Source organism: Psychrobacter sp. UBA3068 (assembly GCF_002366815.1).
Classification (GTDB): Bacteria; Pseudomonadota; Gammaproteobacteria; order Pseudomonadales; family Moraxellaceae; genus Psychrobacter; species Psychrobacter namhaensis.
The window spans coordinates 1-23,396 of record NZ_DFBY01000038.1; the positions used below are offsets into that span (position 1 = coordinate 1).

At 42.4% G+C, this 23,396-nt stretch carries 18 protein-coding genes; 7 read left to right on the forward strand and 11 right to left on the reverse strand.

The annotated features are described in order from the left end of the window. The 5 genes from B2P60_RS08910 to sohB form a co-directional block, all read right to left on the reverse strand. Positions 1-1,002: RNA-guided endonuclease InsQ/TnpB family protein (locus B2P60_RS08910; RefSeq protein ID WP_286740845.1), on the reverse strand; the 1,002-nt coding region annotated here is incomplete at its 3' end. Positions 1,003-1,250: 248 nt separating this feature from the next. Beyond that, positions 1,251-2,012: a histidine phosphatase family protein gene (locus B2P60_RS08915; protein WP_193006642.1), complete on the reverse strand. Its 762-nt coding sequence runs from the start codon at positions 2,010-2,012 to the stop codon at positions 1,251-1,253. Positions 2,013-2,224: 212 nt separating this feature from the next. Next, the gene (locus B2P60_RS08920) at positions 2,225-3,517 is read right to left on the reverse strand and encodes a phosphotransferase family protein (RefSeq protein WP_193006641.1); all 1,293 of its coding nucleotides are present in this window, start codon (positions 3,515-3,517) and stop codon (positions 2,225-2,227) included. 184 nt (positions 3,518-3,701) lie between these two features. Beyond that, the gene (locus B2P60_RS08925; RefSeq protein WP_286740887.1) at positions 3,702-4,952 is read right to left on the reverse strand and encodes an acyl-CoA dehydrogenase family protein; all 1,251 of its coding nucleotides are present in this window, start codon (positions 4,950-4,952) and stop codon (positions 3,702-3,704) included. Between the two features lie 294 nt (positions 4,953-5,246). Continuing rightward, entirely contained in the window at positions 5,247-6,221 is a 975-nt protein-coding gene (sohB, locus tag B2P60_RS08930) for a protease SohB (protein WP_230709331.1), read from the reverse strand. A 359-nt stretch (positions 6,222-6,580) separates the two neighbouring features. Here sohB and aspS point away from each other — a divergent pair, with 359 nt between their 5' ends. From aspS to B2P60_RS08965, 7 genes are all read left to right on the forward strand, one after another. Next, entirely contained in the window at positions 6,581-8,407 is a 1,827-nt protein-coding gene (gene aspS, locus B2P60_RS08935; RefSeq protein ID WP_193006638.1) for an aspartate--tRNA ligase, read from the forward strand. 67 nt (positions 8,408-8,474) lie between these two features. Next, positions 8,475-9,446 (forward strand): lysophospholipid acyltransferase family protein, encoded by a 972-nt coding sequence (locus B2P60_RS08940; RefSeq protein ID WP_286740847.1) that lies wholly within the window; start codon positions 8,475-8,477, stop codon positions 9,444-9,446. Positions 9,447-9,567: 121 nt separating this feature from the next. Then, a complete protein-coding gene (locus tag B2P60_RS08945; protein WP_198333503.1) occupies positions 9,568-10,368 on the forward strand; it encodes a glycosyltransferase in 801 nt (266 codons plus the stop codon). Positions 10,369-10,384: 16 nt separating this feature from the next. Then, positions 10,385-11,386, forward strand: coding sequence for a Stealth CR1 domain-containing protein (locus tag B2P60_RS08950; protein WP_414706643.1), 1,002 nt, complete (start codon positions 10,385-10,387; stop codon positions 11,384-11,386). A 251-nt stretch (positions 11,387-11,637) separates the two neighbouring features. Continuing rightward, the gene (locus B2P60_RS08955; RefSeq protein ID WP_198333501.1) at positions 11,638-12,804 is read left to right on the forward strand and encodes a nucleotide sugar dehydrogenase; all 1,167 of its coding nucleotides are present in this window, start codon (positions 11,638-11,640) and stop codon (positions 12,802-12,804) included. Continuing rightward, positions 12,804-13,817 carry an NAD-dependent epimerase gene (locus tag B2P60_RS08960; protein ID WP_230709324.1) on the forward strand — a complete coding sequence of 338 codons (1,014 nt, stop codon included), beginning with the start codon at positions 12,804-12,806 and terminating at the stop codon, positions 13,815-13,817. The genes B2P60_RS08955 and B2P60_RS08960 overlap by 1 nt, the downstream gene beginning before the upstream one ends. A gap of 83 nt (positions 13,818-13,900) precedes the next feature. Then, on the forward strand, positions 13,901-14,668 hold the full coding sequence (locus B2P60_RS08965) for a hypothetical protein (RefSeq protein ID WP_230709322.1): 768 nt from the start codon (positions 13,901-13,903) through the stop codon (positions 14,666-14,668). 18 nt (positions 14,669-14,686) lie between these two features. Here the strand turns inward: B2P60_RS08965 and B2P60_RS08970 are convergent, their stop codons facing one another. The 6 genes from B2P60_RS08970 to glnE form a co-directional block, all read right to left on the reverse strand. Next, a complete protein-coding gene (locus tag B2P60_RS08970; RefSeq protein ID WP_198333498.1) occupies positions 14,687-15,769 on the reverse strand; it encodes a glycosyltransferase in 1,083 nt (360 codons plus the stop codon). Positions 15,770-15,837: 68 nt separating this feature from the next. Next, on the reverse strand, positions 15,838-16,704 hold the full coding sequence (locus B2P60_RS08975) for a glycosyltransferase (RefSeq protein ID WP_198333497.1): 867 nt from the start codon (positions 16,702-16,704) through the stop codon (positions 15,838-15,840). A 102-nt stretch (positions 16,705-16,806) separates the two neighbouring features. Then, positions 16,807-17,643, reverse strand: coding sequence for a glycosyl transferase (locus tag B2P60_RS08980; RefSeq protein ID WP_230709320.1), 837 nt, complete (start codon positions 17,641-17,643; stop codon positions 16,807-16,809). Positions 17,644-17,749: 106 nt separating this feature from the next. Next, positions 17,750-18,679: a branched-chain amino acid transaminase gene (locus B2P60_RS08985; RefSeq protein WP_193006625.1), complete on the reverse strand. Its 930-nt coding sequence runs from the start codon at positions 18,677-18,679 to the stop codon at positions 17,750-17,752. Positions 18,680-19,075: 396 nt separating this feature from the next. Continuing rightward, complete coding sequence (locus B2P60_RS08990; RefSeq protein WP_230709318.1) at positions 19,076-20,230, reverse strand: RNA-guided endonuclease InsQ/TnpB family protein; 1,155 nt, start codon at positions 20,228-20,230, stop codon at positions 19,076-19,078. 118 nt (positions 20,231-20,348) lie between these two features. Then, positions 20,349-23,213 carry a bifunctional [glutamate--ammonia ligase]-adenylyl-L-tyrosine phosphorylase/[glutamate--ammonia-ligase] adenylyltransferase gene (gene glnE, locus B2P60_RS08995; protein WP_414706645.1) on the reverse strand — a complete coding sequence of 955 codons (2,865 nt, stop codon included), beginning with the start codon at positions 23,211-23,213 and terminating at the stop codon, positions 20,349-20,351. Positions 23,214-23,396: the final 183 nt, after the last annotated feature.

Sequence of the window (23,396 nt, forward strand, 5' to 3'; positions counted from 1 at the left end):
ATCTAAGATAGCTCTGTTTAATCCTGACTTGGCTTTGACATGACGGCCTTTATTCTCCTCCGACCCGCTGGCTGATGTCGACATGTTGGCGACTGTTGAATCCTCACAAGCAATCATGGCGTGGTTTTTGCTGATGCTGGTGGTGATTTTGTGCAAGTAGTCATGACGAATATTGGCGATATGGTGGTGTAATTTTTGAATCTTACGGTTGTGTTTTTTCCAGTTTTCACTGAATGTTACTTTTTTTGCCAACCCACGTTGCAGCTTGGCAAGTTTGAGTTGGTTGGCTTTAAAGCTGTTTTTGGGCTTGAAGGTTTCACCGTTTGAGGTGGTGAGTAGTTTGCTGATCCCCATGTCTAAGCCTAGTGCACTTTTAGAGGGATGGATTGGGTTTTCAGTCAACTCGCGCTCAGTGCCAAACGAGATGTACCAGTGACCTGATTTTTTGCTGATGGTGACATTCTTGATGACACCGATGATGTCTTGAGACTTTCTAAATTTCACCAGACCAATGCCATTCGGTAGTTTGATGCGATTGCCCTCAATACGGCAATACTTATCAAACTGAACCAGTCTGATTGAATCGCAGCCATCTGCTTTGCGTTTAAATTGTGGCATCAATGGCCGTCGTTGAATCTCTGTGCCATCAGCCAGTTTAAAGAACTTGGGCTTACGAGGTTTCTTTTTATTCTCTTTGAATCTGGCATGTACTTTGGGGTCAAAGAATCGTGACCAAGCAGACGCAAGATCGCGTACCTTTTGTTGTAAGGTGACGGCATTAGAGCTAGATTTCAGAAAGGCAAAATCAGGATTTTTCTTTAAGCCAGCAATTTTATTAACGAGGTTGGTGGCATTGATAAATTCATTTTTAGCAAACATCTCAAATGAGATTGCCAGCATGTGATTCCAAACAAAACGCGCTGAGCCGACAAGATTATTTAGAATAATCTCCTGCTCTATAGTAGGCTCAAGCCTAAATTTATACGCTTTGTTGAGTTTCATAAATGCTTTCTTTATTAATGAGTATGTATTTGATATTATGCTTATAATACTAGCATTTAAGGGTGTTTATTTCAATGAGTAGGTTGTGTAATACCTGAGTCAAAAAACCAACCAGTGATGCGAAATTCACCTCCACCCTAATGTCGGGTGGAGTCCTCTTTCGCTTTTTTGATAGTCTATAATAGCGCTTGCGTGTTTAGGGTCACGACTCCTCCTTTTCTATTGTGTCACTACCACCATTGATCCGTTTATCGCCACGTTACAAAACGCTTGCCTTCAGAAAATAAATGACTGTATTCATTTAAAGACATTAAACGAGCACTTTGGTTCTTTAATGTGACAGACGTTACCCCAGTATTGACCAAGCTTTTATTCAATTGATAAGCGGTTTGACTGCCTTGCTTTAATAACTGTGCGGTAATAGCAGCGATCACACCACCTGAGGTAAAAACCAACACCGTACTATCACGATCTAAGTTTAAGCCTGCCACTCTTTGACGTACTTGTTCCAGTGCTTGTTGCGCCCGCTGGCTAAACTGTGGCCAGCTCTCAACATAATCCTGATCATTGTCACCACTATGCCAGCGCTGCATCGCTTGATCAAATAGCTCAGCTAACCGTGTGTCTGGAACATCTGACTTAGCAATTTCAGCCGCGATCGCGGCTCGACTATTAAAGACAGGGTCATATTTGATAAACACGTCTTTATGATTGAATTCATCAAACTCTGGCAGTGTATAACTGTTGGGCTCATTTACATCGATGACAGATGCCAGCGCGCCATTACTGTGTTCAGAGGTGATAGATGATTGATAGCGCTCCCAGAAATGCTGAGCAGAGTCTCGCTGTCGAACCAAGCTACCCGTAAAAATAGCATCAATACGGCGCTGTGTGGTGGCGTAATGCTGACCAAGCAGCTGCGCTTGGATACCGCCAAGCTCTGAGAGTTGGTCGTAGTTTTCTTGGCCAAAGGACGCTTGGCCATGACGCGCCAACAGTATGGTTGTCATAAAATAGTACCTTTTTATTGTATTTTATCAAGCGTGGTTTTCTAGGCGTGTCATCATTTTAATAGTGGTGGTAAAAATGAAATAAATTACCGTCAAACAAGAAAAACAGCGCAGATAACATTAAGATATTATCCAGCTGTTTGGCAAAATTTAGCCACTTTTAGACCACCGAGATGACTATCGATTACATTAAGGGTCGCCCTAGATACTGGTTACTCAGGCTCTTCAGATTTATAAGAAGTGGGCAAAAAATAGCTTTTTGGTAAAATGCCTTTAATAACCGCTTGCACAGGACTCGGTAACTGCCCAATCGTAGCCGCATCCACCCCCATGTCTTGTAAGTGCGGCTGTACATGGCTGGTAAATAATGCCTCACCCTCATACTGAGCAATTAACTTAAGACATTTAGCATGGAGTACATGCACAATGATCCAAAAATTCTTAAACGTTGGATTGCGTGTTTGTTTATTATAGTAACGATAATAAATTTGCTGAACGATACCTGCTAAACGAAACAGACCAAACACTTCATAAAAGGTCCAGTTGTCTATTTCTAATCCTGTTTGCTCAAGATAATAAGCCACCACCTCATCACGAGTCATCATACCCTCTAAATGGGTGGGCTGGCGACGCGACTGCTGCATGACAATATTGTCATCTGCTTCAATCCAGTAAGCCAATGCACTGCCCAAATCCATCAAAGGATCCCCTAGTGTTGCCATCTCCCAATCAAGGACACCGATGACTTTAGTTGGATCATCAGCATCTAAGATCACATTATCAAAGCGCCAATCATTATGAATGAGGCAAGTTTGGCTATCAGCCGGGGTGTGTTTACCAAGCCACTGTCTGACCAAAGCAAAACTTGGAACGTTAGGCGTTTTCGCTTTGATATACCGCTTATCCCAGCCACTAACCTGACGCTCGCAGTAACCCTCACCGCGTCCAAGATTTACTAAATCAGGATGTGCCTTATAATCCACTTGATGCAATTCAACCAAAGCATCAATAACATTGGTGCAAAGCACGCGAGTTTGTTCAGGATCCAGATCGATCCCCTTTGGTAAATTGGCACGAGGGATGATACCTTCCATCCGCTCCATAACATAAAAATCAGCACCGATCACGTCTTCATCAGTACATAATGCAACCATCTTAGGCACATAAGGATAAGCATCTTTTAGTGCGTTTTGAACCGTATATTCGCGTACCATGTCATGGGCAGATTTGGCTTTGGTGCCTTTTGGTGGTCGACGTAATATTAAATCTTGATTTTTATTGTCACCCTCATACTGCAAACGATACGTCCAGTTTGACGCGCCCCCTGAAAACTGAGTGACAGTCGGCTCCCCTATCACCTCAACATTTTGATTGCGCAGCCATTCACTGACAGCTTTGGCATCCAGCTCTTCGCCCTCACGAACGGCGCCGCCTTTATCCAGTACTTTATTATTGGCCTGAGTGCCTTTGGTGCCAGTGTTTTTGGCATGAGTGTCAGTTGCCATAAGACATTCCTTATCATGTGGTCATTTATTTTTCTAACATAGTCTAGGGATGAAAAATTCACTACTGAATCATTAATAGTGAATGCTTCATTGGCCTTATTTGTCTCTCAACTCCGATAATACTTAAGCGGTGACATCGTAAATGATCCTCACAACCAGTCATCGAAGGTAATAATCATTGGAATTAAGACTTTTCAGATTTAGACGAACGGCTAAAACCTTGACGCTTTAATTCTAACTTAGCAATCATGGTTTTATGCACCTCATCAGGACCATCGGCCAAGCGGAGCGCTCGTGCTTGCGCAAAGAAGTTTGGCAACATGGTGTCTTGACACACTCCCATACCACCATGAATCTGTATCGCCATATCCACCACTTCTTGCAACACGGTTGGTGCAACGACTTTAATGGCAGAGATTTCAGTGAGTGCCGCTTTTGTGCCTTGCGCATCCATTTTTTGTGCCGCATACAAGGTAAGCAGACGTGCTTGATCAATCTTGATACGAGCATCGCTGATGCGCTCAAAGTTACCGCCCAATTGTAATAACGGCTTTCCGAAAGCCGTACGCTCCATACCGCGTTTAACGGCCAGCTCTAGCGATTTTTCGGCCGCACCAATACAACGCATGCAATGATGTATACGTCCTGGCCCTAGGCGACCTTGCGCAATCTCAAACCCCATACCCGGCCCACCGATAAAGTGGCTGACTGGCACACGTACATTGTCAAAGCTGACTTCGCCATGACCGTGCGGCGCGTCATAATCACCAAATACTTTGAGCATACGCTCGATGTTTACACCGGCTGTTTTTGCTGGTACCAGTACCATCGAATGCTGATGATGGCGGTCTTTATTTTCATCAGGGGTATAGGCCATAACAATCAAAACATCAACAGCAGGATCGCCTAGGCCAGATGACCACCACTTACTGCCGTTGATGACGATCTCATCCCCCTCAACCACGGCAGTCGCTTGCATATTGGTCGCGTCACTTGAGGCCACATCCGGCTCTGTCATACAAAACACAGAGCGTGTCTTACCTTCTAAAATTGGGGTGAGCCACTTGCCTTGCTGCTCTTTTGAGCCATAGCGCCACAAAAGCTCCATATTACCGCTATCAGGGGCATTGCAGTTAAACACATAAGGCGCTAATAAACTGCGACCGGTCAACTCCGCAATAGGGGCATAATCAGTCACTGAAAGTCCAGCGCCTAATGTATCATCAGGCAAAAACAGGTTCCATAAGCCAGCTTCGCGTGCTTGTTTGCGCAAACTCTCGTACTTTTCTGGCCACTGCCAGTTGCGCCAATTACCATCAGGGTTTTGCTCATGACAATCATGCCAAAACTGCGCTTCGATTGGTTCAATATGCGTCTCGATAAACGCTTTGACTTTTGCATGCATGGCTTGACCATGCTCTGTTGCCGTAAACATCAATGTATTGTTAGACATAGGGGACTTCCTTTTCCTTATGGAGTAACATAGGGGACTTCCTTTTCCTTATGGAGTATCTGCATCACGTTTCAATAAATTTTTTTGATATAAGAAGCATATAGTGTACGTACGTATACTGTCTTCTATACGCTACATTTATAACACAGCGATTATGAATAAACAGCAAAAAGGCGCGACCAGTTAGGACACGCCTTTTACAAAATACAAACAATGTACAGAAGTTCATCTAACCACTAAAATATTAGCTATCAGACATCATGATGTTATTTAACATTATTTTAAAATATTTAAGCGGCTGTTTAAGTCAAAACGTGCTAACGCATCTGGCAGTTTATCCACTGCCATGCTAAGGGTCGCCTCTGCTGCTTGCGCAAGTCCGAGCTTCTCTGCTAGCGTCGGCTTTTGGCGTGAATGTAGGGCATACACGTCGCTGTTTTCCATGCGCTCTAAAATATAACTGTCGGAGGTTTGCAAGCTGTCAATCAAGTTAAGCTTTAGCGCATCTTCGCCATACCAGTGCTCACCAGTGGCTACTTTAGCGACCTCTAATGCTGGACGATACGTATTGACAAAGTGTTTAAACAACTCGTGCGTCTGCTCAAGCTCCTCTTGGTACTTAGCACGATCTTCTGCATCGTTTTCGCCAAACACTGTCACCGTACGCTTATAGTCACCCGCGGTAAACATCTCATAATCTACGTCATGGTTTTTAAGCCACTTATGAAAGTTAGGCAGTTGTGATACCACACCGATTGAGCCGATAATGGCGAAAGGTGCGGCAATGATATTGTCTGCGACACACGCCATCATATAACCACCGCTTGCCGCCACCTTATCCACGCATACCGTTAGTTTGAGATCAGCGTCTTTTAGACGGGCCAATTGCGCCGCTGCTAATCCATAACCATGCACCAAACCGCCCCCTGATTCTAGACGCACGATGACTTCATCGCCTTTATTTGCTGTGCTAATAAGCGTGCTGATTTCTTCACGTAAGTGCTTAACCGCAGTCGCTTTAATATCACCATCAAAGTCTAAAACGAATACTTGCGATTTATTATCAGCATCTTTCTTTTTATTTTTGCTTTTTAGCGCTTTCTTGGCTTTTTTGGCCATTACTTTTTTAAATTGTTTGAGGGCAGCTTTGCCTTGGGTCGCTTCCATTAAATCTTCACGGCGCTGCTTTTGCGCTTCATTAAGATGAAGAACCTTTAGTTCAACAGGATTTTTGGGCGGATGAAATAGCATAATTACAAGTCCTCAAGTCAGTAGATATATCAATATGGCTGTTTTTATTAGCGTGCGGTTGATATGAGCACGCTTGACAGTATTTTCAAGCAGAATGACAATATTTAACTCAATATAAGTACTGTTGCATCAATACAGCTGATACTTGAGCATGACTGCGCTTGGATTAAAATCCGCTGGTTGTATAACAAAGGGAGATTAGGCATAATATGCGTTTATATCAAATTTTCTGCAGCCAACGTGATGACCCTATGTCTTAATCGCGTTGTTTGTGTGTTTTTTTTGCAAAAAGCTTGAAACCCACAGCAATGGCTGCATTATTGTACTTCGAATTGGGCTGATAACTGGATAATTATATTATGACGCATAGCGAATACCGAGACGAATATTGCGGAGCCGTAACCGAAAGCTTACTTGAGCAAACCATTAGTATCGTAGGCTGGGTACATCGTCGTCGCGATCACGGTGGAGTGATTTTCTTAGACATGCGTGACCGCGCAGGTATCTTGCAGGTAGTTGTCGATCCTGATACACCAGAAGCGTTCGCCACTGCTGACGCCGTACGTCCTGAATACGTACTAAAGATAACTGGTCGCGTACGCCGCCGTTATGAAGGTACTGAAAACAATAACATGACCAGCGGCCAAATTGAGCTATTGGGCAAAGAAATTGAAGTATTGGCCAAATCTGAGACACCGCCATTCCCATTGAATGACGAAAAAACCTCGGTATCAGAAGACTTGCGCCTCAAATATCGCTACCTCGATATGCGCCGTCCCCAAATGCAAGAGCGTATGGTGTTCCGTGCCAAAGCAACCTCAGCGATTCGTCGTTACTTAGACGATCATGGCTTCTTGGACGTTGAGACCCCTATTTTGACTCGTGCAACGCCAGAAGGTGCGCGTGACTATCTTGTGCCATCACGTACCCGCCCTGGTAACTTTTTTGCGTTACCGCAATCACCACAGCTGTTTAAGCAGTTGCTTATGGTGTCAGGTTTTGACCGTTATTATCAAATCGCTAAATGCTTCCGTGATGAAGACTTACGTGCCGACCGTCAGCCTGAATTTACTCAGGTTGATATCGAGACGTCTTTCTTGAACGAAGAAGAAATCATGAACATCAACGAAGGTCTTATTAAGCATTTATTTAAGACTATGATGGATGTTGAGTTTGAGCAGTTCCCGCGTATGACTTATGCTGAAGCGATGCGTGACTATGCGTCAGACAAGCCTGATTTGCGTATCCCACTAAAACTGGTTGACGTTGCCGACTTGATGAAAGACGTGGACTTCAAAGTATTTGCCGGTCCTGCGAACGATCCTAAAGGTCGCGTGGCAGCCCTACGTATCCCTGGTGGCGCCTCATTAAGCCGTAAGCAAATCGATGCTTATACTAAGTTTGTGGGTATCTATGGCGCACGCGGTTTGGCTTATATCAAAGTCAATGACGCAAGCTTGATCAACAACGGTGTGGATCAAGAATCTGGCCTACAGTCTCCAATTATCAAAAACATGACTGACGATGTACTGGTCAGCCTGATCGAGCGTACTGCTGCAGAAGATGGCGATATTATCTTCTTTGGTGCTGATAAAGCCAGCGTTGTGAACGATGCGATCGGTGCACTACGCCAAAAAATCGGTCTAGACTTGGAAATGATTACCTGTGAGTGGGCGCCGCTTTGGGTAACAGACTTCCCAATGTTTGAGCAGACTGACGATGGTCGTTGGACGTCCATGCATCATCCGTTCACTAAGCCTAAAGGTTCAGTTGAAGAGCTAAAAAACAACCCAGAATCTGCCCTATCTATCGCTTATGATATGGTGTTAAACGGTACTGAGATTGGCGGTGGTAGCTTACGTATCAATACCTATGATATGCAGCAAGCCGTACTTGATGCGCTAGGTATCGGCGAGCAAGAAGCTGAAGATAAATTTGGTTTCTTACTTGATGCCCTAAAATTTGGTGCACCGCCGCATGGTGGCTTGGCCTTTGGTTTAGATCGCCTGATTATGCTCATGGTAGGCGCGGACTCTATTCGTGACGTCATTGCATTCCCGAAAACCAAAACTGCTGAGTGCCCACTAACTCAGGCACCTGCTGAAGTCGATAGTAAGCAGTTACGTGATCTTGGCATTCGTGTGCGTGAAAAAGCACAAGCTGATACCAACAAATCTGCTCAATAAAACGCTTGATGATGCTTAGTTGCTATCTACACAGCTTGTTATGTGATTCATTGCCATGCGAGTGGTTATGAATCCGTACCATATTTTCAAAATCGTGCCATTGTCTGTGTTGCAGATACTGGCACGTTTTGCTGCTTGGGTGATTGTCAAACTACCCAACTTAAGTATTAGGCGTACCATTCGTATTAATATGGCGCTGATTGCTCCCGCCTTATCTGATCTTCAGAAAAAATCGTTAACCAAAGATATTGTCTACCATCAATGCTTGACTAGCATTGAGTCTATCAAAAGCTGGGCGATGCCGCCTGAATGGAGCATCAATCAGATCCGTGACGTCCATCATCAAGATATTTTATTAGAAGGCCTTGCCAATCCCAACGGCATGCTCGCCATCGTACCGCATCTTGGTACGTGGGAGATGATGAACGCGTGGCTCAATCAGTTTGGCTCACCAACCATTATGTATAAGCCAGTTGACGGCAAATACGCGAATGAGTTTATCCTTCAGGGGCGTGCGCGTCTGAATGCGACACTAGTACCTACTGATGGTAGTGGGGTGAAAGCGGTGTTTAAAACCCTTAAGCAGGGCGGTTTTAGTATTGTGCTACCTGATCATGTTCCTGATCCTTCAGGTGGTGTGATTGTGCCTTTTTTTGGTGTTAACACCTTAACCAGCACCCTCGCCTCCAAACTGGCCAGTAAGACCAAATGTGCACTGGTCGGTCTGTCTTGTATTCGCCGTGAGGACGGGCGCGGTTTCGATATTTATTGCTATAAGCTTGACGATCCAGCACTTTATGATCGCGATGCAAAAACAGCGGCTCATGCGCTTAATTTGGCCATGCAGCGTATGATTGAGGATAAATGTAGCCATTATATGTGGGGCTATCGTCGTTTTAAACGTATCCCAAATTTAGGCAATCCTTATAATGCGGATAAAGCAGCTTTAAAAGCCTTTATTCAAGCTCACTACTCTACAGATTTTGAACGTACTGATAATGACGTTAATGATAACGCTAAGCTCGATAATCATAAATAATAACCGTACTATCGTTTAACTATTTAAACGTAGCATTAGAAACAATGTGCTAATATTGGCTGAATTTTACCTCATACCATTTTTAACATTGATCATTCACTTACCTCAATATGAGTGCATTATGACATCTGACGTAACTAAGACCCAACCTCTAAACCCAACGCCAGCCAACGCAAATGCCGCTGAACAGCGTTATATTATTTGTATGAAATGGGGCGATAAATATGGTCCTGAGTACGTCAATCGCTTGTATAACATGGTCAGCCGCCATCTGACTTTAGATTTTCAAATGGTCTGCCTCACTGATGACAGTACTGGCATTGACCCTGCTATTGCCTGTTATCCTATTCCTGAAATGGATCTACCCGCCGGCCCTGAACGTGGCTGGAAAAAGCTGACCACCTTTAAGCCTGAGCTTTACGACCTAAAAGGAGTGGCGTTATTTTTAGATATTGATATTGTGATTGTCGATAATATCGATGCTTTTTTTACTTATAAAGCTGCCCATGAAGACAGTGTGGTGATTATCCGTGACTGGAAAAAGCCTTGGCGGATGATTGGTAACAGCTCCGTGTATCGCTTTAACATCGGTATGAATACCTACCCTGATTTGTTAGCAAATTTTGAGCGTAACTTTGATACCATTCGCCAGCAAGTTCGCCACGAACAAGCCTACCTGTCAAACTATTTACGTGAACACCACCATCTGGAGTATTGGGACAAGACATGGTGCGTGAGTTTTAAATATCAATGCATCGCACCCATCCCATTTAACTTTGTACGAACACCGACCCTACCAGACGGCGCAAAAATCGTTATTTTTCATGGTGAGATCAATCCACCAGATGCTATCAAAGGTGGCGGCGGCAAATGGTACCGTCATGTGAAACCAAGCCCATGGCTAAAAGAGCACTGGCAGTAAGCACATGGGAAATATCATGAAACAACCTGACGGAAAAACACTAGACGTGGTCATTGCCTGGGTAGATGGCGACGACCCTCGCCTTAAACAAAAAAGAGAAGCTTATAAATCGGGAAAATCAGTGGCTTCAGAGGCAGTAATGGCCACACGTTTCGCTAGTGACGATGAGATCTATTATAATATTGCGTCTATCATCAAATACGTGCCTTTTTGCCGTCATATCTATGTTGTCACGGACCAACAACGGCCAGCCTTCATCGATGAATTTGCTAAGAAAAATATTTGTTCAGCCGATAAAATACGCATCATCGATCATAAAGACATATTTTCTGGGTATGAGCAGTACTTACCGACGTTTAATACCCGATCGATCGAGACAATGATATGGAATATCGAAGGACTGTCTGACCACTTTATCTATATGAACGATGATTTCTTTTTTAATCAACCAGTGACGATCAATGATTTTTTGGACAATGAAAAGCTTATCATTCATGGGCATTGGCGCAAAAATGCTGCTTTGAATGCCAAGCTCAATGTTCGCAAATCTCGCTTTAAATTATTTGGGACACCAGTACAGCCAAGCCACACCGTAGCGCAGATGTTAAGTGCGAAAGTGCTGGGTATGGATCGATTTTTTGAGATACATCATTACCCCCATATTATCGATAAAAATATTTTAAAAAACCATTTACTCAGTAATCCTGACTTTTTGATAGAACAGATTAAATATAAATTTAGAAACGTCGCCCAAGTAAACCCTGTCACCTTGATGAACCATCTAAAAATCAAAAAAGACGAGGCAGAACTAAAGCCAAATATACCTGTCAACTATTTAAAAAACAAAAGTAGCGTAGAAGATTTTATAGTTACTTTGGAGAATGAAACTGTTAAATACGGCTGTATTCAAAGCTTAGACCTTCTTGAGCCAGACCTACAGAAAAAAGTCAGCCAAGCCATGACTCATAAGTTCTCAGCTTATTTGCCACGCTCAGTAGTAAAAAACAGCAGTGAATGACCCTAAATTGCCGCTTTGGCTTTGGCCTCAGCTTGTGTTGATCTTAGAACTATAATGAGTTCAGTATAAAAGCGATACAGTGGGACTGGATGAATTTTTTGCAGCCTCTGTCTGCGCAGGCACAGCACGCCAGAAAAATTTATACCAGTTCCACGTTAGAATATGATGTCTCTGTTTTATTTAGAATTGACTATATTTAGTACTGGATTAAATCATTCATAGCGTAAACTTAAAAATCATGTGGATTCATTATGAAAATAGCAGTAGTAGGGACAGGCTACGTAGGCTTATCAAATGCAGTGTTGTTGGCACAGCACAATGAAGTCGTCGCTGTCGATGTCCTCCCTGAAAAAATAGCGTTGTTAAATGCGAAGCAATCTCCTATTGAAGATGAAGATATTGACGAGTTTTTATCGCATAAAAACCTCAATTTTTCTGCAACGCTTGATGCTGCCGCAGCCTATCAAGATGCCGATTTTATCATCATAGCAACGCCAACTGATTATGATACCAAGACCAACTATTTCAACACGTCAACGGTAGAATCGGTGATTGAACAAGTGCTGTTGGTGAACCAACAGGCGACTATTGTTATAAAGTCTACTGTTCCTGTCGGATACACGGTCACGGTCAGAGAACGGTATGCGACTGATCGTATTATGTTTTCGCCTGAGTTTTTACGAGAAGGCAAAGCCCTGCATGACAACCTTTACCCCTCCCGAATCATCGTTGGTGAACAGTCTGAACGTGCTGAAGTATTTGCCAACTTGTTGCTTGAAGGCGCAGTTAAAAAAGACGTGCCCTTATTATTTGTGCGCCCAACTGAAGCTGAAGCGATTAAATTGTTTTCCAATACTTATTTAGCCATGCGCGTGGCTTATTTTAATGAGCTTGACACTTATGCTCAGATGTTTGGTCTCGACACCAAACAGATTATAGAAGGCATTGGTTTGGATCCACGTATTGGCAATCATTATAACAATCCGTCATTTGGTTATGGCGGATATTGCCTTCCTAAAGACACCAAGCAATTATTGGCAAATTATGATGAGGTGCCAAGTAACCTTATCAGAGCCATTGTCGACTCTAATAGAACACGCAAAGACTTTATTGCTGATAAAATTATCGAAAGGCAGCCAAAAATTGTGGGTATACATCGACTAGTCATGAAAAGTGGCTCAGACAACTTTAGAGCCTCTGCCATACAAGGGATTATGAAGCGCATTAAGGCCAAAGGTATCGAAGTTGTGGTGTATGAGCCTGTGCTAAAAGAAGATGACTTCTTTAACTCACGAGTTATTCAAGACATAGAGACGTTTAAATCAATGAGTGATGTCATTGTCGCAAACCGCCTATCTGATGATATAAAAGATGTGGCCGACAAAGTGTTTACTCGAGATCTCTTTGGGAGCGACTGATGGAAATTTTAGTCACTGGCGCTGCAGGCTTTATAGGCTTTCACTTGATCAAAGCCCTGTTAGACACCAACTCACCCAATAAAGACTATCATATCGTTGGTATTGATAATATCAACGACTATTACGATGTTGGTCTAAAAGAAGAGCGTTTACAGATATTAAGTAAGCTATCAGCACCAGAAAATTTTACTTTCATGAAATTAGACCTTGCTGATCGCACAGCAATGTCCAATCTCTTCTCCACCTATCAATTTGATACCGTGATTAATTTGGGTGCTCAAGCAGGCGTACGCTACTCTATCGAAAATCCAAATGCCTATATTGACTCGAACGTGGTTGGCTTTGTTAACGTATTAGAGGGCTGTCGTCACCACGATATCAAACATTTAATCTATGCCAGCTCTAGCTCTGTCTATGGCATGAATATTAAACAGCCATTTACCACTGCTGATTGTGTTGATTTTCCTATCAGCCTATATGCGGCCACCAAAAAATCCAATGAGCTTATGGCCCACAGCTATAGTCATTTGTATAATATCCCGACGACAGGATTGCGATTTTTTACTGTTTACGGTCCTTACGGCCGACCTGATATGGCATATTTTTCTTTTACCAAAAAGATTTTAGCTGGAGAGCCCATCAATGTATTTAATAATGGTGAGATGCAGCGTGATTTTACCTATATTGATGATATCGTCAAAGGCATTATTAGAATAATAGACAAACCTCCCTTACCCCAAAATTCTACTATTACTACAGCGTCTGCCCCCTATAAGATTTACAATATTGGCAATAACCAGCCCGTCACGTTGCGCCGCTTTATCACTGCCATCGAAGACGCGTGTGGCAAAAAGGCTCAGGAAAACCTACTACCGATGCAAGCAGGCGACGTGCCGATTACTTATGCAGATATAGATGAATTGATAGATGATACTGGCTTTAAGCCTGAAACCAGTATCGAAGAGGGTATTGAGAGATTTGTGGATTGGTATAGAGAATACTATTCAGTTTAAATAAGAACAAAAAATCTCCAACTCCTATAATTCAAGCGTTTGATCTTTAATATCGCTATATTTGCTCAAAGGATTCTAAACATATGACTACATCTTCAAATTGGCAAAGAAAATTGCTGTTAGTATTCCGAAGCGAAAAAAGATTGAATGCGGGTAAAATTATCAAAAATTATGATGGTAAAAGCTTTGATGAGATGAAAGCAACAATTATTACTGAGTCAATGTGTGATATTGAGGCACTAACAGATGAGCGCAAAAGCAAAGATTTAGAAAATCATTTGAATAATTTGAAATACCAATCACTAGGGGAATCTGAGCTCTGCTTTTATCACAATACACTTATTATATTGATGCGTCGTAAATATAAAATAGATAAAACATTTTCTGAATTTGAGAGATTATGGGAAGCAGAGAGCGACTATTTGTTAAAGCATCTTTCGTTGCGCTGGATAGTCTCAGCCTGCGATACTTTTATTGACCACTCAAATAATACTCTTAGAGCTGCTATTCTAATGAATGTCATTACTCTAATGAATACCTTAAGAACCTATGAAACCAAAAACTTTCTGCAGCTACCTATTAATACCGAACATACATCATTATTGGCTGAAAAAATCGAACTACTTTATGCTAGCGACTTACCCTTGTACGATGGTCTTACCTACTTCCGTGTCGGCGGAGATGATAGCTTAAGAAATATGCGTAAACGTTATAAAACATTCTATAAAACTGATAGATTGGCCACTACTATATTACTAACCGTATTTGAAAAGATACAACATCATAATACCGCTTTCAATGCCCTCAGATCATTACATAAAGACGATTGGTCTAAATGGTGGGACGAATAGAGTTTAATAATCTTTCTCTTATTTGTGACTGTCCATAAACTCAAGATATTTTTTGGCTACTTTTATCGGAAGAAGACTATCATCAAAATCAGATTTAAATTGATTTGGATCTTTCATCGCTTGACTCAACTTTTCTTTAATTGAATGAATATCATCTGTCAACATCAAGTTTTTTGCAGGTAACATTTCGCCAGGACCAGACTGACAGTCAGTACTGATGACTGGAATCCCAATGGCTAAGGCTTCTGCAATAACTAAAGGGAACCCCTCTCTATTGGATGTCAATATTTCAAAACTTGCATTTTTCACATAAGGGAAGGCATTGTCATGAAAACCCACCAATATCGCTTTACCTTCTAGACCGAGCTCAATAATTAATGCCTCTATTTCACGTTTGAGCTTACCCTTCCCTAAAATCAGTAACTGTAGAGACATATCTGTTTGAGCATATGCTTTTAATAAAATATCGTGCCGCTTTGCTTCTTTGAAACTACCAATATGCACAATATAATTTTGATAGTCAGGAACAAATGCTTCAGCCATTTTCTCAATGGCAACTTTATCTATAGGGTTATTGATAGTTGTTATAGGAGTGATATCACCAAGATAATTTATGAGATCCTCCTGAACGCCTTTACTCACACATATACAAGGGTGTTTAGAATACCTATTAATTAACTTTTGCTTTAATTTATGAGACTCGCTGGTTTGGTTAGCTTGATGGCTTAACGACAATGTAGTATGAATGACATACATAATATTAGGCATCTCACTGTTGCTCATAATACTATCAGCCCGATCAAGATTAGATAATATGATATCAGGGCTGCCTATTTCTTTTAAAATATACTTATCTACTGCATGAGCAAAAATTTTATCGCGACGTTGTGAACCTGGTATTAGCTTATAAGGTTTGAATTTAAGTATATGGTAATTTAGATTTGAATTTAGATCGTACTCAATCAGAGGTTTGAATCTTAAAACATGTACTTCATAACCTAATTCATGGAATCCCTGTCCTAGCGTAAGTACAACACGTTCGGCACCGCCACCTTGTAAGCAATTAATAACGAGTAACGCTATTTTTTTATGCTGATTCATATAACACGACCTATAAATAAATTATTGCACATTCTTTAGAAAAAATTACAACTGTATTATAGAAACTATTAGCGCTTGAACAGCCTTGCAAACAGAGATTTAGAAGACGTTGGACGGGTAACTTGATTACCAACATAGCCTTTTTGAGTTTTTTTTGGAAAGGTACCAAAAGGATCTATTCGATAATTCTCTAGTTGATAGCCATTAGTCAAAGCTTCATTATAATAGTTATCAAATAATTCAACTAAATCTTGTCTAGGGTGTGGTAAAACCTCTCCATCGAACCAATGCGTTGAACCTTCTGCTTCAAGCCGTTTCAATGAGTACTTGTGACTAAACTGCGTACCCATATCAGAATAATGTAAAACTTTAATATCTTCTATCGGTAAACTCTCTCCATCAATACAATTATAGCTGTCATTGAAGGGTGCTAAAAGTCGTGGGTTCTTTTTTATCATTTCCATTATTCTTTTATGACTATCAGCGTCCTCCATGATTTTCTCAACTGAAGGAAGACTATTTTTAGCACGACTGCAATCCCATACACAGGTACACATACGAGTCTTTTTAGAAACTTTCTTAGCCGCTACTATAGACTTCCCATCAATTGGATGATTCCACAATTTTAACAAATCATCTAAAATAACGACATCTGTATCCATATAAATAGCACGTCCAGAATAATTACAATATTCTGGAATCGCCCAGCGAAACCCTGAGAATGGTGTGTCCCAATTAGTAGTATTCCATCCTTCACCAGTCTCAGGATTAGAATACCAATAGCTATTAGGATCACGCGATAATTGCATCCATACTATTTCAACTGGTACACTGGTATGTTTATGAATACTATAATCTAATACCATCATCTGCTCTAGATCACAGTTATTTGGGTCACAACCGACAAAAACTCTAATAGTATCATTTGTTTTCATAATTATATCCGTTGACTGATGAATGCTCCAAGTCTCATATCTATGACATAAAGCTTTAATACTGATTTTTTAACGTGAAAGTACTCAAATATAGCATTGAGCTTACTCTTTCCAATATTTTTCTATCCACCCTACTGGTAAGATAAAATGACGCAAATGACGTAGTGGTCTCTTTAAATTTTTGGGTTCAGTGAGTCTTTTTAGGTGATCTTTGGCGTTGTTAGCCGCATTTTTGTTGTATCTACCTTCAATAGCATGCGTAGGGTATAAGTCGCCAGGGAAGATAACGATACGGGCACCCTTAGGAATCTTTGGTTCCTTGATATAGTTCAGCGGGAATGGCTGACGGCATTTACGTCTAAAATGTGCTACCCATGCCTTTGGAAACAGCTTAACACCGCCTGGGGCATTCCGAGTGACAAAGCGCTGCTCAAATCGATACTCATCAGCGATACCTTGTGGATCGGCTTTGAATGTCTCTTGTAATGAAACAAGCGATCCTACCTGAAATCTAAAGCAAGAAGTCTGCCCTAAGCGCTCTAAGGGGTTACTCGGGTTATAGGACAAAATAACGTCATCTGGCTCCCCATACTCAAAGAAAGGATCAAGGCTGTCTACTATAATCACATCCAAATCTACAAACAGCACTGTGCCTGTCAAATCACCTAGCTTCTCACCCCATAAACGCGACTTTGGCCATTTACCCAACGTATTGGTCGGCATAGTGACATCTAGCGGTGGCAACTCTTGGCATTCGATTTCTGGGCGTACATCGGTCGTATCATCTGTAAAACAGACAAAACGAAACGGTGGCGTGATGTTACGAGAGACCATGCCGTATAATTTATTGGCATAATCCGCACCATACTTTGTCCCCCATTTAATACAAATGATTTGTTTGACGTTTTTATTATCTGCTGCACTAGAATCTATTGGCATTGGCTGCTCACTTTAATCGTGTGAATAAATATGATGGCTATATTAGCATAAAAAAAAGACTGAACAATTATGTTCAGCCTTTTTAGCCTTGAAAGTAATGGCTTGGTTAGTCAATAAAGCTTAACCAGTCCATATATTTCTCATTGCGACCATGCACCACATCAAAGTAGAGGGTTTGCAATTTTTCAGTCAGCGGGCCACGACCACCATTACCGATTATACGATCATCATACTCACGGATAGGCGTGACTTCAGCAGCAGTACCGGTCATAAAGATTTCATCTGCTAAATAAAACTCATCACGAGTGATACGGCGTTCGATAACATTGATACCCAAATCAGCCGCGAACTGAAGGATAGTACGACGAGTGATGCCGTCTAAAGCGCCGCCAGACAAATCTGGGGTGTGTAGCTCACCGTTTTTCACTAAAAATAAGTTCTCGCCAGCACCTTGACAAACAAAGCCTTGTGGATCCATTAAGATCGCTTCATCATAGCCACTACGAGTGACTTCTTGGTTTGCCATGATAGACACAGGGTAGTTACTAGATGCTTTCGCCTTACACATCGTGACGTTTGGCATGTGATGCGTATACGATGAGGTTTTTACGCGGATACCGTTTTTGATACCTTCGTCACCAAGATAAGCGCCCCAATGCCAAGCAGCGACCATCGCGTTGATACTGTTATCACGTGAAGACAAACCCAGTTTTTCTGCACCCACCCAAATCAGCGGTCGGATATAGGCTTCTGCTAAGTTGTTTTGCTTGACCACATCCTTATGCGCTTGCTCTAGAGTCGCTGCATCAAAGGGTACATTCATTTGAAAGATTTTTGCAGACCCGAGTAGACGCTCAGTATGTTCTTTTAGGCGAAAAATCGCCGTACGTTTATCGGCAGTTTGGTAAGCGCGCACGCCTTCAAACACAGCCATGCCATAGTGCAGACTGTGAGTGAGCACATGGACTTTAGCATCTGGCTGTTCAATCATCGTGCCATTCATCCAAAGCTTACCATCTTGTGTTGCCATATTCATTTTATAGTCCTTACGTTAGCACTGACGTCTAACTTTTTTAGGTAGGTTGTATTTAACAGTGGGTATCAACATCGTATCATAACACCGCAGCGACAATTTTTATGACTTAAAACTCAACCGATTATATCACTGGCCGTGTTGGCAAATGAAATCTTTTGGTTGGTGGTCACAGGGTTTTTAATTATGATAAAGCATTACAGTTTAAGAGTCTTTTTGAGTATCAGCAAGCCGTTCCAAAAATCTTACTCAAACCTAACTAATATTAACTATTAGCCAGATTTGACGTTTTCTTTCTGCTTCACTGTCACGCGCTACTTCTCGTTTGAGACTTAGACTGACCACGACTCCACAGACTTTTTTAATTGGCGATGGAACTCACCGTCCAATAAAACGGAGTTATGCGGCTGTTAAGATGACAGTCGCGTTGTTTAAAATATTGATGCTGGCGTTAAGGTCGCGGTCATGTTTTGTCTGGCAGCTAGGACAGATCCACTCGCGCATCTTCAACGTCAGCTCATCTTTACCAAGGATATGATTGCAGTTTGAACAGGTCTTGGAGCTGGGATAGAAGCGCCCAACTGACTTTACCGTCTTGCCTTGCTCATTGGCTTTGTAGATAAGCTGTCGCTTAAATTCAAAGAAACCCAAATCACTGATCGCCCGTGACAATCTGCGGTTCTTGACCATACCTTTGACGTTTAAATCCTCAATTGCCATCACATCGAACGCTTTGACCAGCTTTGATGTGATTTGATGGAGAGAGTCTTGCCTAATACTCCTGATCTTGTAGTGCAAACGAGAGAGCTTGGTTTTCGCTTTTTCTCTGTTTTTACTACCTTTCTTCTTGCGACTGAGCACTTTGTTTAGCGTTCTTAGTTTTTTAAGGTTTGCTTTTAGTGGCTTTGGTGCTTTGATTTTAGTGCCGTCTGATAAAACCAATAAATCAGTAATACCAAGGTCGATGCCCACGCTTTTACCTGTCTTTTTAGTAGGAAGTGAAGATGCTTGCATCTCAACGGCCACACTGACAAACCACTTACCGCCACGCTTGGAGATGGTGGCTGACATGATCTTGCCGTCAAATCGCAATGCTTCTTTTAATCGAACCCAGCCTAGATTGGGTATGCGAATGGACTTACCTTTGATAGCGAATTGGTCATTAGACAGACTAAATTTATCGTCACGCCCTTTCTTACGAGCCGTTGGGTATTTCGTGAGGCCTTTAAAGAAGTTGTTATAAGCATCACCCAATTGCATGATTGCGGCTTGCGGAGCGCATTTGGTGACTTCCAGCATATAAGGAAATAATTCACGCTTAATAGCATTCAATTCGCGTCTGAGCTTCGCTTGTGAGGGTTTGTTTAGCTTTTTGGTATCAATCTCAATACCAGTCGCCAAACACGCCTCACGATACGCCTTGTCAAGTGCATACTGTCGTTGCCACTCATGCAAAGCCCAGTTGTAGGCTTTTCGCGCCACACCGCAAGCACGGGCAAAGTGATTTGCTTGTACGTTGTTGGGTTTGAGTTCGATTGAGTGACCACGGATCATAATGCTTTTTTAACTTCTTTTGGTTGATAGATGAATTGCTTATTTTAATTATAAATAATTAAGATTAGATAGGTTTTAGGTAACTGTTTAATAACCCCTAGTAGCAACAAGTTTGATATTATTCTTTAGGGGACTCCACACCCATTAGACGCTGCCACTGTGCTTGTACCAATGCCCGCGTCTCCTGCCATAGCGACTCCTCTACCAGTAATGACTGCTCTGATAGCGCCAACTGGTGGGTCGCAGCACGGATTCTGAGATACGCATCGGTTAAGTCCTGACAGACTTGTTCGTCCCAAATACCAAGTAACGCAACTTCTGCAAAAATACGGACATTGTCACTCCATTTGGTCAAGCTTGGATATTCGTGCGAATACGCCAACACAGCAAACTGTGCCAAAAACTCAATGTCTACAATGCCACCTGCATCTTGCTTAAGATGAAACTTACCAGCTTGTTGTTGCCATTGACTGGTGCCTAGATGTTTTTGCATTTTTATACGCATGCTGGTGATTTCACTACGTACTTGCTCAATCGTACGCGGCAGCGCCAGCACGTCTCGCCGAATGTCACAAAAACGTGCTGTCACACGTCGATCTCCACAAATGGCTCGAGCACGAACCAGCGCTTGATGCTCCCATGACCATGCTTTATCAAGCTGATAAGTCTCAAACGCATCACAAGACACCACCATCATGCCAGCATTACCAGAAGGACGTAGACGCATGTCAATCTCATACACGCGCCCATCTCGAGTTTGCGTATTAAGGTAATTCATCAGCTTTTGCACCAGGCGCGCAGCAAACTTCATTCCACTCACTGATTTTTCCCCAGTGGTCATGCCCTGCTCTTTTATTTTATGTAAAAACACCAAATCTAAGTCGGAAGCGTAAGACAGCTCTAACCCACCAAGTTTGCCATAACCGATGATAGCGAAGCCGCAATCAGCTTCCGTCACCGGGTCACCATCCTTACCGATAGGATAACCATAACGTTTGACAATCTCGGCAAACGCGCGCTCCAACGCCGCTTCCAATACGACTGCTGCGATATACGTTAAAGAGTCAGACACCTTCATAATCGGACGCTCGGCTAACACGTCACTGGCGGCAACTGCCAGCACTTGGTTCTTTTTAAACAACCGCAGGACGCTAAGCAGCTCTTCTTCATCATTGGGTTCTACCCGCAATAACTGTTGGCGCAAAATATCACGCAACTCAAGCTTGTCCGGTAAATGACGATAGCGTTGCTGTAAAAAACTGTCTAACAAAACAGGGTACTGAGCCAATTCTTTTGCAATCCAAGGACTGGCCGATAGCATCGGTATTAACTCTATCGTTGCATTGGGGTTTTCTGCAATCATGACCAAGTAGATAGAACGGCGGCAAATAGCTTCAAGCAATGCCATGAGACGCGGCAGGGCTGTATTGGCCAATTGCTGCTGTTCTTGATGCGCCAATAGTGCATGCACAATCACAGGATACGCATCATCCAAACGCTCTCTCGCCTCGTCACTTAAATTGGCGACCATCTTTGATTGCCAAAATTCTTGTAACAGTTCACGATTTTCTGCGGTGAGCACTTCATTCAACCGTGCTATCTGCGCATCGAGTTGTTCGGGCTCAAGATCCACACCTTCTTGATCAGGCACTTGGCGTTCCGTGACCATACGCTCAAATGGATCATTGACAGTGTCCCGATGATGATTGAGCCTGCTTAGTAATGCGTCCCAATCGTCAAATCCAAGTATGAGAGCCAGGTTATGTTGCCAATGCGGATCATGTGGTAAGCGTTGAGTTTGCTGATCGTTAATGGCCTGAATGGCATGCTCAAGCCGACGCAGGAATCGATAAGCGGATTGTAGTTGCTCAAACGTTGATAGCTCTAGATATCCGAGTTCGTACAACATTTGCATCGATTGCAAACAGGACTTAATCTGTAGCTGTGGATGTCTACCGCCATAGATCAACTGAAAGGCTTGTACGATAAACTCAATGTCTCTAATACCACCGGCACCAAGCTTAATGTTATCCAAATCCTCACGCTGAGCAACCTGATTTTGGATAAGCGACTTCATCTCTCTAAGTGCTGAAAAGGCACTGTAGTCCACATAATAACGAAAGACAAATGGCTTGATAAGCGCTTGTAACTCATCATAGAAAGGCTGCTCTACCTGCCCCACTACCCGTGCTTTTAACCAAGCAAAACGCTCCCAGGCGCGGCCGTGCAAAGCAAAATACTTTTGTAACGCTGAAAGGTGAATGGCCAAATCGCTCCCATCACCCCACGGACGCAGGCGCATATCGACTCGAAAGACAAAACCATCGGCCGTCTTATTATCAAGCAATTTGATGATACCTTGACCGAGCCTTGTCATAAAACGCTTGTTGTCTATACTACGAGTGCCCTCGTCTTTATTCCCATTGGTTTCACCGCGTGCTTGATGGACAAAAATGAGATCGATATCACTCGATAAATTCAGCTCTTGAGCGCCAAGCTTGCCCATGGCCATGATCGCCATGTCATCAATTTGTACATTACCTTGTGCATTAATAAAAGTCGGTTCACCATACTTTTTAATCAAATGCCGATACGTATAGTCTTTCGCAAACGAGATGCAACCATCGGCAAATTCGGACAGCTCATCGGTCAGTTGCTCAAGTGCTATCATCTGTAAAGCGTCTTGCCAAATCCAGCGCATCATCAGTAGCATCCGCAGATGGCGCAGACCGCTCATGACCTTCGCTTCATCAGCGAGTTGATAATTTTCATCCAACGTATAGTCTTGAATCAAATCGTCTATTTGCTGGCGCGTTAGAGTCTGATCTAATGGATAGCTACGTAAAAACGTTTGACATGATACCGTCCGGCTTTCCCAAATCTGATAAGCAAAGGCACTCGCCGTCTGCAGGACATGCAGTTGTTCGGCCGTCGGCTGATAATCGGTACCATGGTTCATACGTGAAGGCATAGCAGGTAACATAGGGACATAAACTCCTTATATAGAGTGATAAGACTACGTGAACCTAGCCTATAAGTTTATTGTTTTTTCTTACGAGGCAGTCACAGTATCAAATAACCGTACGGAATATGTCAATATTTGACACAAAACTATGTTTAATAACCGTGAACCTATTTGCTTTGAACGGCTTTATGTTAGCATAAA

What these genes read in the sequence shown, in the direction of transcription:
- B2P60_RS08915 (WP_193006642.1), bottom strand. Translation starts at nt 2,012, where the DNA reads ATGACAACCATACTGTTGGCGCGTCATGGCCAAGCGTCCTTTGGCCAA.
- B2P60_RS08975 (WP_198333497.1), bottom strand. Translation starts at nt 16,704, where the DNA reads ATGAAAACAAATGATACTATTAGAGTTTTTGTCGGTTGTGACCCAAAT.
- B2P60_RS08945 (WP_198333503.1), top strand. Translation starts at nt 9,568, where the DNA reads ATGACATCTGACGTAACTAAGACCCAACCTCTAAACCCAACGCCAGCC.
- B2P60_RS08940 (WP_286740847.1), top strand. Translation starts at nt 8,475, where the DNA reads ATGAATCCGTACCATATTTTCAAAATCGTGCCATTGTCTGTGTTGCAG.
- B2P60_RS08985 (WP_193006625.1), bottom strand. Translation starts at nt 18,679, where the DNA reads ATGAATATGGCAACACAAGATGGTAAGCTTTGGATGAATGGCACGATG.
- B2P60_RS08960 (WP_230709324.1), top strand. Translation starts at nt 12,804, where the DNA reads ATGGAAATTTTAGTCACTGGCGCTGCAGGCTTTATAGGCTTTCACTTG.
- sohB (WP_230709331.1), bottom strand. Translation starts at nt 6,221, where the DNA reads ATGCTATTTCATCCGCCCAAAAATCCTGTTGAACTAAAGGTTCTTCAT.
- glnE (WP_414706645.1), bottom strand. Translation starts at nt 23,213, where the DNA reads ATGTTACCTGCTATGCCTTCACGTATGAACCATGGTACCGATTATCAG.
- B2P60_RS08955 (WP_198333501.1), top strand. Translation starts at nt 11,638, where the DNA reads ATGAAAATAGCAGTAGTAGGGACAGGCTACGTAGGCTTATCAAATGCA.
- B2P60_RS08990 (WP_230709318.1), bottom strand. Translation starts at nt 20,230, where the DNA reads ATGATCCGTGGTCACTCAATCGAACTCAAACCCAACAACGTACAAGCA.
- B2P60_RS08965 (WP_230709322.1), top strand. Translation starts at nt 13,901, where the DNA reads ATGACTACATCTTCAAATTGGCAAAGAAAATTGCTGTTAGTATTCCGA.
- aspS (WP_193006638.1), top strand. Translation starts at nt 6,581, where the DNA reads ATGACGCATAGCGAATACCGAGACGAATATTGCGGAGCCGTAACCGAA.
- B2P60_RS08925 (WP_286740887.1), bottom strand. Translation starts at nt 4,952, where the DNA reads ATGTTTACGGCAACAGAGCATGGTCAAGCCATGCATGCAAAAGTCAAA.
- B2P60_RS08920 (WP_193006641.1), bottom strand. Translation starts at nt 3,517, where the DNA reads ATGGCAACTGACACTCATGCCAAAAACACTGGCACCAAAGGCACTCAG.
- B2P60_RS08950 (WP_414706643.1), top strand. Translation starts at nt 10,385, where the DNA reads ATGAAACAACCTGACGGAAAAACACTAGACGTGGTCATTGCCTGGGTA.
- B2P60_RS08980 (WP_230709320.1), bottom strand. Translation starts at nt 17,643, where the DNA reads ATGCCAATAGATTCTAGTGCAGCAGATAATAAAAACGTCAAACAAATC.
- B2P60_RS08970 (WP_198333498.1), bottom strand. Translation starts at nt 15,769, where the DNA reads ATGAATCAGCATAAAAAAATAGCGTTACTCGTTATTAATTGCTTACAA.